Genomic DNA, 13161 nt, shown 5'->3' with positions numbered 1-13161 from the left:
ACGGCCTCAACCGGTGGGGTTGCCGAACCAGCGGGAGAGCTGCTCGTCCAGGCCCTGCTGATCGTCGCCGACCCAGGCCACATGGCCATCTGGGCGGAGCAGGACGCACGGATGATCCACGGACGCGGTCGGATCCGCGACGTGGTCGACCCGGTCCGACCAGCCGTCCGTGGTCAGGCGTTCGGTGCGATCCAGCAGCAGGCCGCGACCTCGGCGCAGCAGATCGTAGAGCCGGCCCTGTTTCACGTCGAGATCGGGCAACCGGCGACCGAGCAGGCCGGGGCCGGGGCCGAAGTCGTAGCGGACGCCGATCGCGGCGATCTTCTCGATCAGGTGGCGGTTCACCTCGTCGAAGTCCATCAGTTCGGTGAGCAGCCGGCGCACGGCCCGCGGGCCGGGCCCGGGGGACAGCAGTTCCGCCTGGGCGCGGGTGTTGTCCAGCACGTCCTCGGCGACCGGGCGGCGTTCGGCCTGGTAGGTGTCCAGCAGTGACGCAGGCGCCCAGCCCCGGATCCGCCCGGCCAGCTTCCAGCCGAGGTTGACCGCGTCCTGAACGCCGAGGTTGAGCCCCTGCCCGCCGATGGGCGGATGGATGTGAGCCGCGTCGCCGGCCAGCAGCACCCGGCCGTCCCGGTAGCGTTCGGCCAGCCGGGTGGCGTCGCCGAAGCGGGACAGCCAGCGCGGGGAGTGCACGCCGAAGTCGGTTCCGGCGACGGCGCGCAGCCGCCGCCGGAAATCCTCCAAAGTGGGCGGTTCCGCGCGGTCGCCGACCTCCCCGGCGGGGACGACGACGCTGTAAACCCCCTGGCCGAAGGGACGGATCCAGAAGGGGTGCGGCAGCTCGCGCAGTGCGGTGAGCGTGGCGGCGATCTCCTCCTGCGGCACGCCCGCCGCCATCTCGCCCATCAGCGTCTCGGTCCGCGAGGGCTCGCCGGGGAAGCCGACGCCGAGCAGTTTGCGCACCGTGCTGCGCCCGCCGTCGCAACCGACGAGATAGCGCGCACGCAGCCGTTCGCCGCCGGCCACCTGGACGGTCACGCCTGCGTCGTCCTGTTCGAACCCGGTCACCGCGTGACCGCGCCAGATGTGCGCGCCGAGTCCGGTCGCGTGCGCTTCGAGCAGGCGCTCGATGACCGGCTGGGGGATGCCCAGCAGGTAGGCGTGCGCGGAGTCCAGGTTCTTGGGCGCGGGTTTGTCGATCGCGGCGAAGAATCCGGCGGCCGGTCGCTTTCGCCCGTGTTCGAGCAGGCGGTCCAGCAGGCCGCGCATGGCCATCAGCTCAAGGCTGCGCATGTGCAGGCCGACGATGCGGACGAACGACTTGGGCTCGGTCTCCTGCTCCAGGACGAGGACCCGTACGTCGTGCAGCCGTAGCTCGGCGGCCAGCATCGCGCCGGTGGGCCCGCATCCGGCGATGATCACGTCGTACGCGTGATCGGTGACGTCGGGCCCAGCCGTGCCGTCCGACGGCGGTCCGGCGGGGAAGTGCGGAGCGTTCATGGTGGTGCCTTTCGGAAGTGCCTTGGTGGCGAGGCGCTCCCGGCGACACCTACGTCAATCGCCGGCCGTGACGGGGAGGGGGAGCACCCACATCGCTACAGCGTTCATGGGACTCACCTCCTCGGGCGGTGTCACGGTCAACGGCAAGCTACAAGCCCGCGCCCGCGCACGTCCAATCCTTTCCCGTACGGGCTTCCTTGACAAACGGATTTGTCGGTGGAAGGGTTGGGGCCGTCCGCCGGACAAAACTATTTGTCAAGGAGTGGAGTCCCCATGAGAAAGATCGTCGCGACCCTGTTCATCTCCCTCGACGGTGTCACCGAGGCGCCGGAGACCTGGCACTTCCCCTACCTGAACGACGAGATGAACCAGGTGGTGGCCACCCAGATGGAGGCCGCGGACGCCCTGCTGCTCGGGCGGCGCACGTACGACGTCTTCGCCGCGCACTGGCCGCGCCAGGACGCCACCAAGGACCCCATGGCGGCGACGCTCAACGCCGCGCCCAAGTACGTCGTCTCCACCACCCTGACCACTCCGTCCTGGGAGAACACCACCGTCCTGGCCGGCGACCCGCACAAGGAGCTGACCCGGCTCAAGGAGCGGCCGGGCAAGCACGTCGGCGTCACCGGCAGCGTCTCCCTGGTGGCCTGGATGTTGCGCGAGGGCCTGCTGGACGAGCTCACCCTGCTCGTGCACCCCATCGTGCTCGGCGCCGGCAAGCGCCTGTTCGATGATGGGATCGGCACCCTCCCGCTCACGCTGACCCGTTCCGGCACCTTCAGCACCGGCGTGCTGAACCTGACCTACGAGAGGGCCTGACCATGGCCGCCAAGACCGTCGCCGACAAACTGCTCGTCAAGCCGGAGACCACGCTCTGGATCTCCGACCCGGCCTGCCGCCCGCTGGTGGAGCCGCTGTCCGAAGGGGCCCGCTACACCGTGGAGCTGAAGGAGGCCGGGGTCGCGGTCTTCTTCGCCGCCGACGCCGCGACCGCCCGCCGCCTGCTCGGCGAGCAGCGCGCGCATCTCGCCGAACCCGCCGTCGTCTGGGTGGCCTACCCCAAGGGCAACCGGTCCGACATCAACCGCGACACGTTGTGGCCGATCGTGGGGGAGTTCGGGCTGCGGCCCAACGGTCAGGTGGCGGTGGACGAGGTGTGGTCGGCGCTGCGGTTCCGGCCGCTGAAGGAGGGCGAGGCGCCGTTCACCGGCGGGCGCGGTTGACCGCCGTGAGCAGAAGCCGAGTCATGAGGCACCCCCACCGCTCGTCGGGAAGGCGGGCAAGGACGTGCTGGTCAGTGCGGCGGCGAAGAGTTGTTCTCCCAGGGAGAATCTCTGTCCGGCGTAGGCCCAGTGGGCGATGACCGGGACGGTGTCCTCCTCGAAGAGCGGGAGCCGTCCGGTCGTGATCTCTTCGGTGACTTTGGCGAAGGCGATGCTGCACGGGCCGAGGACTGGGGGTGGAAGGCGAAAACCCGGCGCTTCGAGAGCGGTCGCCGGGTCAGGGACATAGCAGCGCCAGTTATGCGGCGTGGGTGTCGGTGCCGCGCAGGATGTACAGGTCATCGCCGAACACGGCCGAGATCTGGAGTTGCCCGCCGAGGGCCTGTACGTAGCGGGCGATGGCCTCCACGGTGGACACCTCTCCGCGTTCGATCTGGGAGACCCGGCTCTTGGTCACTCCCATCAGGTCAGCGACCTCGGTCTGTGACAGGCCCAGGCTCTTGCGCCGTTCGGCCAGCCGGTAGCCGTCGATGTAGGCCTGATTGCGCCGCCGGGCCTCAGCCACGGCCTCCTCGCCGCCGGAGGTGGCCACGATGTCGGCGCGAACGTCGCTCCACTTGGGAAAATTCGTCATCGGTCCTTCTCCTCCGCCTCGCGTTCGGCCAGATACTTCGCGTACAGCTCTTCGGCGTGGGGGATGGCCCGCCGATACCAGCCCGACCGGTCACCGGACTTATCCCCGCCGACCAGCAAGATGGCCGAGCGCCACGGATCGAACACGAACAAGATCCGGATCTCGGACCGGCCTCGGCCAGTCGGTCGATGGCGTCGACGACCTGCACCCGGGACGGTTCGTCCAGGGCGTCGATCCAGGCCAGAAGCTCGTTGGTGACGCGGATCTCCCACTCCACACCCAGAAGTGTAGTAAATCCTTTACTCCGAGGAGGAGGAGGAGCGTCACGACGCCGAATCGCTGACGACCACATGCGTCCTGACGGCTACGTTGACGGCAACAGCCTTGGACGATCGTGGATGCCGGTGGACGGATTTGGAGGTGAACAGACCCGCTGCCATGCGTTTCCGCAGGTGGGAAAAGCGATCTGCACACCTTTTGTGTCCACGCCTACGACACCGGCGGTGCTCGCCAGGTGGAGACGAACCTGTTCTGGGACGACAAGAACTACTACTACGGTGCCCGCGGCTCCTCCTGCGGGATCGTGGGAGGTCGCGAGCTGCCCGAGTGCACGCGGATCATCATCTACATCTTGACCGCCCCGCGGGCCGGGGTGACCTCACTCCGGCTCGTTCGCCGCCGGACCACCCACCGTGAACGGGGTGGTGACCCCCTCGTACGTCAGGTGCGCGGTGAGCCCCTCCGAGGCGTGCGGCAGGTTGTGGCAGTGGTCCATCCACAGGCCCGGGTTGTCGGCGACGAACGCGATCTCGTACGTCTGGCCCGACCCGACCTCCAGGGAGTCCACCCACCACGGGCTGCCGCCGGCGGGAACGCCGTCGCGGCTGAGCACCACCGCGTGATGGCCGTGCAGGTGCATGGGATGGGCCTCCCCGCTGTGGTTGGAGATGCGCATCCGCACCACGTCGCCCTCGCTCACGTGGAACATCGGCGCGTCGGGGTACAGGCGGCCGTTGACGGTCCACCACACCCCCGGCACCCCGTCCAGGAAACCGGGACGGCGTCCCATGTCGTAGACGAAGCGCCGGTCGGGCACGCCGGGGTCGAAGGCGAGCCGCGCGGGGGTGCCGTAGGTGAGCGGGTCCAGCGTCGCCGCCGGCCGGGGAATCGGCGGCAGCTCGTACGATCGCGACCCGAGCACCACGCCGGCCGGCCCGCCCAGGTGGACCCGCACCGGCGAGCCGTCCGCCGGCATGCTCACCTCCAGATCAGCCCGCCCGCCCGCGGCCACCACGACGGCCGCGTCCCGCACCGGCGCGACGCGGCCACCACGACGGCCGCGTCCCGCACCGGCGCGACGCGGCCACCACGACGGCCGCGTCCCGCACCGGCGCGGGCCCGTTGAGCTCCGTGCCGTCCACGGCGGCCAGCCGGTACGGGGCCCCGCTCACCCAGACCGGCATGAGCCCGTACTCGGTGTTGATCACCCGCACCCGCGCCCGCCTGCCCGGCCGCGCCTCGACGCGGACGTCGCCCTCGAAGCCGTTGAGCGTGCGCACCCCCTGGTAGAGGTGGGTCAGCGCCACGACCTCGGTCCGTCCATCCGCGCCGGCCCTGGGCGTGACCACCACCGCCCCCAGCAGGCCCCCACGCACCTGCTCGTGGGACATCTGGTGCGAGTGGTACCAGAAGGTGCCGGCCTGATCGGCGACGAACCGGTAGGTGAACCGCTCGCCGACGCCGACCGCGTCCTGAGTGACCCCGGCCACGCCGTCGGCGGCGTTGGGCACGTCCACGCCGTGCCAGTGCAGGGTGATGCCGCCCGGCACCGACTCGTTGACCAGCCGCACCTCGACCAGCTGCCCCTGGACCGCGCGGACGACCGGGCCGGGGGAGACGCCGTTGAGCGTGTAGCCCTCGGCGTCCCGGCCGGACGGCAGGCGGAAGCGCTCCTGGCGGGCGACCATGGTCACGGCCACGTCGGCCGGCCGCTCCGCGTCGGCGGCCAGCCGGGTGACGTCACGCCCGCCATGGCCGCCGTGCCCGCCGTGGGCCGAGGGGCCGCCGCCGTAGTCGGCGTACCCCATGTCCATGAGCGAGTACGTCTCCGGCAGCAGGCTGTCCTGCCAGAGCCACAGCAGCGGCCCGAGCACGGCCACGGTGGCGGCGCCCGCGATGCCCAGACGCCTGGTGCGCATGTCAGAACCTGGCCGAGGCCTGCGCCTGCGGCGCGGCCGGCACGCGTGCGGCCGCCTCGCGCCGCGCCGCGTACAGTGCCGCGGCGAACAGCAGCAGCGCGTTGATCCCGTGGACGGCTCCGGCGAGCGGGATGTCGTGGCCCAGGATGCCGAGGGTGATCTGGAGCGCGACGAGCAGCACCACCAGCCCGGCCGCCTTCACCGCGCCGGGGATTTTCGCCCAGAACGAGCAGATCAGCAGGAGCAGCGCGAGCACCGGGATAGCGAACATCCCGTTGAGCGCGTGCACGATCACGCCGGCGAACTCGGGGAACGGCAGCTCACCGCTCTCGGCGAGCGTCTTGTCGATCACCCCGCCGCCCCCGATGTACTGGCCGAGCCCGGCTTCGAACCACACGACCATCGACGCCTGTACGGCCACTTCGATCGCGATCAGGTAGGCCAGGACCTTGTAGACGCCTTTCACGGCACCCCCCTTTCCGGAGACCGGCCTTGCTGAGCCGGTGTTGTCGCGTGCCAAGGTAGGCAGCGCGACTTGTCGGACGGCGGGTGGCGACTTGGCGTGAACTTGGCGCCTGGCGACAAGCGCGGCCTTGGCACCCCGGCAGGCACGAACGTGCTGCCCCCATCAGGCGCTCGCGGCCTAGGCGCCTGGTGGCAGGGACACAGGCCCGGGCCGGCCCCGATGACCATCTGGTCGCGTGATCGGAGGCGGCCTATGCTTCTCGGCGATGGTGCGATTACGGGTGCTGGGCCAGGTGCGGGCCGAGGTGGCCGGACATCCGGTGGATCTGGGCACGCCGCTGCAGCGTGCCGTCGTGGTCCGGCTGGTGTGCGCCGGCGGGCACGTGGTGTCCACCGACCGGTTCCTCGACGACCTGTGGCGGGGGCAGCCTCCGCCCAAGGCGTTGTCGGGGTTGCAGGCGTACGTCTCCCACCTACGCCGCGTCCTGGAGCCCGGCCGCGCGCCGCGGACCCCGGCGCGGGTGCTGGTGAGCGCCCCGCCCGGCTACCTGCTCCGCCTGGACGCCGACCAGGTCGACGCCTGGCGCTTCCCCCGGCTGGTGGAGTCGGCCGCCGCCCGCCTCAGTGCGGGAGAGCCCGCCGACGCCCTGGAGCGCCTCGACGAGGCGACGGAGTTGTGGACGGGCCGCGCGTACGGGGAGTTCGCCGACGAGGAATGGGCGCTGCCCCAGGCGGCCCAGCTGGAGGAGCTGCGGCTGGTCGCCGCCGAGTACCGGGCCGAGGCCGTCCTGGCGCTCGGCCGCCCCGCCGAGGCCGTACCGGCGCTGGAACGCCACGTCGGCGCCCACCCGCTCAGGGAGAACGCGGTGCGGCTGCTGGCGCTGGCCCACTACCGCTCGGGGCGGCAGGCGCAGGCGCTGGACGCCATCAGGCGCACCCGTGCCCTGCTCGCCCAGGAGCTCGGCGTGGATCCAGGGCCGGAGCTGCGCACGCTGGAGTCGGACATCCTCGCCCACCGCGAGACCCTGCACGCCGTCCCCCCGCCACCGCCGGCACAGCGCACCCTTCCTGACGGCCTTCCGGAAACGCCTCCACACGACCTCCCCGCCACGCCGGCGACGGGGCCGATCGGGCGCGCGGCCGAGCTCGCCCGGCTGCAAAACGCCGCCGAGCAGGCGCGGGCCGGGTTCCGGCTGGCCCGGCTGGACGGCGAGGCGGGCGCCGGCAAGTCCACCCTGGCCGAGGCGCTGCGGCGGGACCTGGCCGGTGCGGGCTGGCGGACGGCCGTGGGCCGCTGCCCGGAGACCGAGGGCGGGGCGCCGCCCGCGTGGGCGTGGAGCGAGATCCTGCGCCACCTGTCCGCGGGCCACCCGCCCGCCCCGGCCGTGGCGGCCAGGCTCGCGCCGCTGCTGGCCGGCGACGCCGCGCCGGTCGGCCAGTTCCGGCTGGCCCAGGCGGTGGGCGACTACCTGGAGGACATGCCGGGGCCGCTGCTGATCACGCTGGAGGACGCGCACCGGGCCGACGAGGAGACCCTGCAGCTCCTGCGCCACCTCGCGGCGCGGCTGGCGCACACGCCGGTGCTGGTGCTCATGACGTACCGGACGAACGAGGTCACCGGCGACCTGATCGCGACGGGCGCGGCGCTGACCGTCTGCACGGCCGAGAACCTGACCCTGGGCGGCCTGGCGCGAGACGACGTCGCGCGGCTGCTACGGGAACGTTCCGGCCTGGAGATGGACGCGGACACCGTCGCGACGATCGCCCTCCGCACCGGCGGCAACCCGTTGTTCGTCTCCGAGACCGCCCGGCTGGTCGCGGCCGAGGGGCCGGTGGCGGTCCACCGGCTGCCGCCGGGCATCCGCGACCTGATCAGGCTGCGTGTGGCGCGCCTGCCGGCCACCGCGCAGACCACGCTGCGCAACGCGGCGGTGGTCGGCAGGCAGGCCGACACCGACGTCCTGATCGCCATGACGGACGCGGACGAGGACACGGTTCTGGACGGCCTGGAGGCCGGGGTCCTGTCCGGGCTGCTGAGCGAGCCGTCCCCTGGCACCGTGCGGTTCACCCATGTCCTGGTCAGGCAGGCCCTCTACGAGGACATCCCCAGGCTCCGGCGTACCCGGCTGCACGGCCGGGTGCTGTCGGCGCTGCAGGACGTACGCGAAGGGGACGTCGCCGCGCTCGCCCACCACGCGCTCGCCGCGGCCACCACCGCCACGGCGGAAAGAGCGGCCGAGTACGCGATCAGAGCGGCCGACCGCGCCTCGGCCCTCTACGCTCACCGGGAGGCGGCGACCCTGCTGACCAGGGCGCTGGAGGCCCTCGGCCCGGCCGCCGACCGGCCGGTGCTGCTCGACCTGCTGTGCCGGCTGGTGTCCGCGCAGGCCCATTACGGCGACGTGGCGGCGGCGCTGGCCACCCGTGCTCGCGCGCTGGGGGTGGCCAGGCGGATGGGCGACGACCTCGCCGTCGCGCGCGCCGTCACCTCCTACGACGCGCCGCTGATCTGGACGATCCAGCGGGACATGGGCGTCGACCACGACGTCGTGGAGGCCGTGCGGCGCACGATGCCCGCCGAACCGGGCGAACTGCGCTGCCGGCTGCTGATCACCCTGGCCGCCGAGATCGAGGCCGACGACCTGGAGCTCGTCGAGGACGCGGGCACCGAGGCCGTGCGGATCGCCCGCGAGCTGGGGGACGCCCGGCTGCTCTGCATGGCGTTCAACGCGCGGTACTGGGTGCTGCTGCGGCCGGTCCGGCGCGAGGAGCTGGAACGGGTCGCGAGCGAGCTGCTGGAGGTGTCGGAGGCGGCGGGGCTGCTCGGCTACCAGGCGCTCGGGCATTTCATGCTGCTCATGGTCGCGCTGGGCCGTAACGACTGGGCCGGGGCCAGGCGGCACGCCGCCCGGGCGGTCGAGCGTTCGACCAGTGGCCAGCTCGGGCTCACGCTGACGATCCTGAGCATCCTCGACGCGGTGCGCCTGCTCGTCGAGGGGCACTTCGAGCGGGCGGAACAGGCGTACACGGCGCTGGCCGAGCAGATGGAGCAGGGCGGCGGCTCGCACGCCGACGCGCTGGGGGTGCTCGGCAGGTTCTGCGCCAGGATCGCGTGCGGGCGGGCGCAGGAGTCGGTGGCCGAGCTGGCCGCGATGCGCGGGCGGTACGACGGCGGGCTCGACGAGCCGTACGTGCGCGCGCTGCTGGCGGCGGGACGGCTGGACGAGGCGCGCGCCGCGTGGCGGGACCGGCCGCCGCTCGAGGGCTCGCACTGGGAGATCATGCTGGTGCTGCGCGCGGAGAACGCGATCCGGCTGGGCGAGCGCGGCGCGGCGGCGGAGTGCTACCGTTCGCTGCTGCCTGTACACGGAGAGATGGCGGGCCTGCACACCGGGTCCATGACGCTCGGGCCGGTGGATCACACGCTCGGCGAGCTGGCGGCCTTCCTGGGTGACCCCGGCGCGGCGGCCGCGCACTTCGAGGCCGCCGCCGAGGTCGCCCGGCGCGTCGGCTCGCCCCACTGGGCCCGCCTGGCACGTGAGCGGGCGGAACGTCACCGGGCGGAACGTCAGCAGGCGGAGCCGAAGACGGCCCGCTGACGGCGGCCCGGCCCGGCATGTCGAGCTGCGGTTCAGAGCGCGGTTCAACTGGGCGGTTCAGCCCGCGCTGCCGAAGACGGCCCGCCGGCGGCGCCGGTGCCCGGGGCGCAGCAGGGCCATCAGCACCGGCACCACCGGTCCCGCGCTCGCGCGGATGTGGGCCAGCTCGTCCCTGGTGGCGTACTGCGCGACCCAGCAGATCTCCAGCCGCAGCTCGTTCAGCTTGCCCTTGGCCATGGCCTGTTCGACGTCGTCCCAGTCGGCGGCCGGCACGTACTGCCGGATCACCGGGAAGATCGTCGCCTCCTCCGCCTCGATGTGCTCGTCGAGCAGCGCGGTCAGCCTCTTGACCGCTGCCGCCAGCGCCGTCACCTCGCCGCCGGCCGCGAACGTGCGCGCGGCGGCCTGCACCTCCTCCAGCAGGGGATCGAGCTCGGAGTGGTCCTCGGACAGGTCGCTGAGATCGACCGCCGCGCCCGCGTGCCGTTCGATCAGCGGCCAGACGAGGTCGTCCTCCCGGGTGTGGTGGGTGTGGATCGCGTGGCAGACGTCCTGCACGAACTTCGCCGTGGCGGCGGCCCTGTCCTGGTCGGCGCGTTCCCGGCCCGCCTCGATGTCCGCGGTCAGCTCGGCGAGCCGGTGCAGGTCGGCGCGCATCGCCCGGTGGATGATCTGGATTCCGGTGAGATCGGGTTTGTCCATGCTGCCAGGGTGCGGGCGCCCGCTTGGGGGCGACATGTCGTTGGCTTGGCCGACGCTTGCGCGATCATTCGTCGAGCAGGAGCGCCGCCACCGCCTCCGGGGCTTCGCGCATCGCGTCGTGGCCGGTGCTCGCGGCGCCGGCCGCGATCATTTCCCGGAATTACGCGTTCGCCACCGACCACCACGACCCGCCATCGCGCGGGACGAAGGCGTCGTAGGCCCAGGAGCCCTTCCAGCCGCCGGGTACGAGGACGAACGTCGCCATGTGTCTCTCCTTCTCCGGCGACCTTGTTTATGTAAACTTAGCGTGTCGACAAAATCGGGGCAAACAGCGGTCAGGAGCCGGCGGACAATGGCGAACACGGACGGAAAGGCCCGCCCGCACGCGGGCCGTTCCCGCAACGAGCAGGCGCGCCAGGACGTGCTCGGCGGCGCGCTCGACCTGGCCGCGGAGACCGCCGCGCGCGGATTCACGATGGAGGAGCTGGCCGCCCGCGCGGCGGTGAGCAAGCGCACCCTCTACCGGTGGTGGTCCTGCCGGTCCGAGGTGCTGGCGGAGGCCCTGGTCGAACGGGCCCTGGCCGTCGTGGACACCCCCGCGAGCGACGATGCCGCCGCCGATCTCCGGTCGTACGTCAGATCCGTCTACCGCCAGGCCCACGCGCCGCAGGCGGCCGCCGCGCTCCGGCTGCTCATGGCCGACGCCCAGACCAGCCCCGCCGCCGCGGCGGCGTTGCGCACGTTCACCGATCACCGGCGCGCCACCTGCCTCGGGCTGCTGTCCCGGGCCCAGGAGCACGGCGTCGTCCCGGCCGAGCGCGATCCGGGGGTCTTGGCCGATGTCGTCCTCGGCACCGTCTGGTATCGCCTGCTCACCGCGGAACCGATCACCGGCGACACCGTGGCCGACGAGATCCTCGACCTGCTGTCGCGGTGACGGCGGCTCACCGGGTCGTCAGCAGGCTGCCTGGGTGGCGCGGTGCAGCCGGAAACGTGACGGCTCGGCGAGCTGCTTGTCGCTGCTCCACGAACCGTCACGATTGACGAACTCCAGGGTCGCGGTGACGTCGATCCAGCGCCATGTCCTGGGCATACCGAACCTCGTCATGCAGCCGGCGTGGGGAGCGCACATGACGCGGATCTTCGTCATGGTCGGGTCCTTGGGGATGACCGTCGGAGGGGCTGCCAGTGGGTGACGCTGATGGAGGCCCCCGCTCGGGTCCATGTCACCAGCCGCAAAGTAACGCTGAGTAACTTCTCCCTGTGGCGCTACCTCTCGGCGCCGCCTTCCTCCTGTCCATCACCAGAAGCGTCCCCCGCATGTGGGGTAAGCCGCGTCGAGGAGGCGGCGCAGCCGCAGAGTGTCCGGGGCGAGGGCGGTGACCAGGACGGCGGGGCCGGCGAGCGGGGTCAGCACGGCCTGCCCGTGGGCCGGGTCGTCGCCGAACAGCCGCACGTCCGGCGGCTTGTCGTCGAAAGCCGGGTCGACGACGAGGAGTTGGCCAGCGGCGCGGTGGCCGGCCAGGACGGCGGGTCCGTCCCAGCCGGGCGCGTCCGGCCCGTACGTGTTCTGCTGATCCAGCACCGGCCGTCCGTCGTGCCGGACGGTGAGGCGGGTGGTCAGCCGGCCCGGCGGTTCGCCGTCGCGGCCGAGGACCTGTTCTTCGCGCAGGACGAGACGGGCGCCGGCGGCGACGTCGATGGTGCAGCTCTGGCGCAGGTTGCTGCGGGCGGCGGAGATCAGCGGCTCGGGCAGCCAGTGCAGGCTCGCCTGTTCGGCCACGCTCAGGTGCACGTCGTAGGTGGCGTGTCCGGGGGTGGGGCCGCGCAGGGCGATGGTGGCGGCGGCCGTGGTGATGTGCAGGTGGGCGCCGGGTTCGACGGCGGCTTCGAGGCGCAGCCGATCGCCGCCGAGCGGGGCGCTCATCACGCCCAGGATGCACACCCGTGCCTGATTCCCCTGCGGGCGGTGGCGGCGCAGGTCGAAGGGGCCGGCGCCGGCCAGGACGGGAAGCGCGGTCTCCTCTCCCACACTGATCGCCCTGATCCGGGCGGTGGCATGCACGCCCCGGGGGGTGCACCCGGCCGCAGCGGCCTGGGAGGCGAGGCTCACTCGTCGCTCGCGGTCCAGTCGGCCAGACGCGCGCGGACCCAGTCCGAGACGGGCGTGACACCGCCTTCGGTCTTCAGGGCGGTGAAGGCGACGGGCAGGTCGCCGCGCTGGGCCTTGGCGTCGCGGGCCATGCCCTCCAGGTCTGCGCCGACGTAGGGGGCGAGGTCGGTCTTGTTGATGACGAGCAGGTCGGAGGCGGTCACGCCGGGGCCGCCCTTGCGCGGGATGTCATCGCCGCCCGCGACGTCGATGACGAAGATCTGCGCGTCGACCAGGCCCCGGGAGAAGGTCGCGGTGAGGTTGTCCCCGCCCGATTCGACGAGGATCAGGTCGAGCGGGCCGAGCTGTTCCTCCAGATCCTCGACGGCTTCGAGATTGGCGGAGATGTCGTCGCGGATGGCGGTGTGCGGGCAGGCGCCGGTCTCGACCGCCCTGATGCGCATCGCGGGCAGGACGGCCTCGCGCAGCAGGAACTCGGCGTCCTCGCGGGTGTAGATGTCGTTAGTGACCACCGCGATGGACAACTCCTCGCGCAGCGCGCGGCACAAGGCGGCGACGGTGGCGGTCTTGCCGGTGCCGACCGGCCCGCCCAATCCGATGCGCAGCGCGCGACGGCGGCCGTCAGAACGTCTGTCAGGGCGTCCGGGGGAGGAACCTCCAGGACTGTGAGGGTGATCCTCGGGGAAGGCGTGGCTGTGGTGCAGGTGCATGACTGCTCCAGGCGTCG

General features: G+C 72.3%; 14 protein-coding genes. 4 read left to right on the top strand and 10 right to left on the bottom strand.

Annotated elements, in window-relative coordinates; translation table 11 throughout:
- Window positions 1-6: 6 nt before the first annotated feature.
- Complete coding sequence (locus tag AB0C27_RS49220; protein WP_357860825.1) at window positions 7-1500, bottom strand: FAD-dependent monooxygenase; 1494 nt, start codon at window positions 1498-1500, stop codon at window positions 7-9.
- A gap of 273 nt (window positions 1501-1773) precedes the next feature.
- Here AB0C27_RS49220 and AB0C27_RS49215 point away from each other — a divergent pair, with 273 nt between their 5' ends.
- Together AB0C27_RS49215 and AB0C27_RS49210 are read left to right on the top strand one after the other, a co-directional pair.
- A complete protein-coding gene (locus tag AB0C27_RS49215; protein ID WP_357860823.1) occupies window positions 1774-2319 on the top strand; it encodes a dihydrofolate reductase family protein in 546 nt (181 codons plus the stop codon).
- 2 nt (window positions 2320-2321) lie between these two features.
- The gene (locus AB0C27_RS49210; RefSeq protein WP_357860820.1) at window positions 2322-2723 is read left to right on the top strand and encodes a hypothetical protein; all 402 of its coding nucleotides are present in this window, start codon (window positions 2322-2324) and stop codon (window positions 2721-2723) included.
- Window positions 2724-3021: 298 nt separating this feature from the next.
- On the opposite strand, the gene AB0C27_RS49205 is transcribed toward AB0C27_RS49210, so the two are convergent.
- From AB0C27_RS49205 to AB0C27_RS49185, 5 genes are all read right to left on the bottom strand, one after another.
- The gene (locus tag AB0C27_RS49205; protein ID WP_357860817.1) at window positions 3022-3357 is read right to left on the bottom strand and encodes a helix-turn-helix transcriptional regulator; all 336 of its coding nucleotides are present in this window, start codon (window positions 3355-3357) and stop codon (window positions 3022-3024) included.
- Complete coding sequence (locus tag AB0C27_RS49200) at window positions 3354-3503, bottom strand: hypothetical protein (RefSeq protein ID WP_357860814.1); 150 nt, start codon at window positions 3501-3503, stop codon at window positions 3354-3356. Before AB0C27_RS49200 ends, AB0C27_RS49205 begins: the two co-directional genes overlap by 4 nt.
- A 512-nt stretch (window positions 3504-4015) precedes the next feature.
- Entirely contained in the window at window positions 4016-4669 is a 654-nt protein-coding gene (locus tag AB0C27_RS49195) for a multicopper oxidase domain-containing protein (RefSeq protein ID WP_357860811.1), read from the bottom strand.
- Window positions 4626-5555, bottom strand: coding sequence for a multicopper oxidase domain-containing protein (locus AB0C27_RS49190; RefSeq protein WP_357860808.1), 930 nt, complete (start codon window positions 5553-5555; stop codon window positions 4626-4628). Before AB0C27_RS49190 ends, AB0C27_RS49195 begins: the two co-directional genes overlap by 44 nt.
- Before the next feature lies 1 nt (window position 5556).
- Window positions 5557-6021: a hypothetical protein gene (locus AB0C27_RS49185; protein ID WP_357860805.1), complete on the bottom strand. Its 465-nt coding sequence runs from the start codon at window positions 6019-6021 to the stop codon at window positions 5557-5559.
- Between the two features lie 265 nt (window positions 6022-6286).
- Between AB0C27_RS49185 and AB0C27_RS49180 the strand changes: the two genes are divergently transcribed.
- Window positions 6287-9619 carry a BTAD domain-containing putative transcriptional regulator gene (locus AB0C27_RS49180; protein WP_357860802.1) on the top strand — a complete coding sequence of 1111 codons (3333 nt, stop codon included), beginning with the start codon at window positions 6287-6289 and terminating at the stop codon, window positions 9617-9619.
- A 57-nt stretch (window positions 9620-9676) separates the two neighbouring features.
- On the opposite strand, the gene AB0C27_RS49175 is transcribed toward AB0C27_RS49180, so the two are convergent.
- A complete protein-coding gene (locus AB0C27_RS49175; RefSeq protein ID WP_357860799.1) occupies window positions 9677-10321 on the bottom strand; it encodes a hemerythrin domain-containing protein in 645 nt (214 codons plus the stop codon).
- Window positions 10322-10673: 352 nt separating this feature from the next.
- On the opposite strand from AB0C27_RS49175, the gene AB0C27_RS49170 reads away from it, so the two are divergent.
- Complete coding sequence (locus AB0C27_RS49170) at window positions 10674-11258, top strand: TetR/AcrR family transcriptional regulator (protein WP_357860796.1); 585 nt, start codon at window positions 10674-10676, stop codon at window positions 11256-11258.
- Between the two features lie 18 nt (window positions 11259-11276).
- Here the strand turns inward: AB0C27_RS49170 and AB0C27_RS49165 are convergent, their stop codons facing one another.
- From AB0C27_RS49165 to ureG, 3 genes are all read right to left on the bottom strand, one after another.
- On the bottom strand, window positions 11277-11471 hold the full coding sequence (locus tag AB0C27_RS49165) for a hypothetical protein (protein ID WP_357860793.1): 195 nt from the start codon (window positions 11469-11471) through the stop codon (window positions 11277-11279).
- Window positions 11472-11621: 150 nt separating this feature from the next.
- Window positions 11622-12386 carry an urease accessory protein UreD gene (locus AB0C27_RS49160; protein WP_357860790.1) on the bottom strand — a complete coding sequence of 255 codons (765 nt, stop codon included), beginning with the start codon at window positions 12384-12386 and terminating at the stop codon, window positions 11622-11624.
- A 44-nt stretch (window positions 12387-12430) separates the two neighbouring features.
- Complete coding sequence (gene ureG, locus AB0C27_RS49155; RefSeq protein ID WP_357860787.1) at window positions 12431-13144, bottom strand: urease accessory protein UreG; 714 nt, start codon at window positions 13142-13144, stop codon at window positions 12431-12433.
- Window positions 13145-13161 lie beyond the last annotated feature (17 nt).

Origin of the sequence: Nonomuraea sp. NPDC048882 (genome assembly GCF_040649755.1) — a bacterium.
Lineage (GTDB): Bacteria > Actinomycetota > Actinomycetes > Streptosporangiales > Streptosporangiaceae > Nonomuraea > Nonomuraea maheshkhaliensis.
Note: the sequence above shows the minus strand (reverse complement) of the source record. Positions and strands in the feature narration are given on the sequence as shown.

Bases quoted from the DNA above. Each gene is read 5' to 3' on its own strand.
- AB0C27_RS49210 (WP_357860820.1), top strand. From the start codon at position 2,322: ATGGCCGCCAAGACCGTCGCCGACAAACTGCTCGTCAAGCCGGAGACC.
- AB0C27_RS49215 (WP_357860823.1), top strand. From the start codon at position 1,774: ATGAGAAAGATCGTCGCGACCCTGTTCATCTCCCTCGACGGTGTCACC.
- AB0C27_RS49220 (WP_357860825.1), bottom strand. From the start codon at position 1,500: ATGAACGCTCCGCACTTCCCCGCCGGACCGCCGTCGGACGGCACGGCT.
- AB0C27_RS49170 (WP_357860796.1), top strand. From the start codon at position 10,674: ATGGCGAACACGGACGGAAAGGCCCGCCCGCACGCGGGCCGTTCCCGC.
- ureG (WP_357860787.1), bottom strand. From the start codon at position 13,144: ATGCACCTGCACCACAGCCACGCCTTCCCCGAGGATCACCCTCACAGT.
- AB0C27_RS49175 (WP_357860799.1), bottom strand. From the start codon at position 10,321: ATGGACAAACCCGATCTCACCGGAATCCAGATCATCCACCGGGCGATG.
- AB0C27_RS49165 (WP_357860793.1), bottom strand. From the start codon at position 11,471: ATGACGAAGATCCGCGTCATGTGCGCTCCCCACGCCGGCTGCATGACG.
- AB0C27_RS49180 (WP_357860802.1), top strand. From the start codon at position 6,287: ATGGTGCGATTACGGGTGCTGGGCCAGGTGCGGGCCGAGGTGGCCGGA.
- AB0C27_RS49205 (WP_357860817.1), bottom strand. From the start codon at position 3,357: ATGACGAATTTTCCCAAGTGGAGCGACGTTCGCGCCGACATCGTGGCC.
- AB0C27_RS49190 (WP_357860808.1), bottom strand. From the start codon at position 5,555: ATGCGCACCAGGCGTCTGGGCATCGCGGGCGCCGCCACCGTGGCCGTG.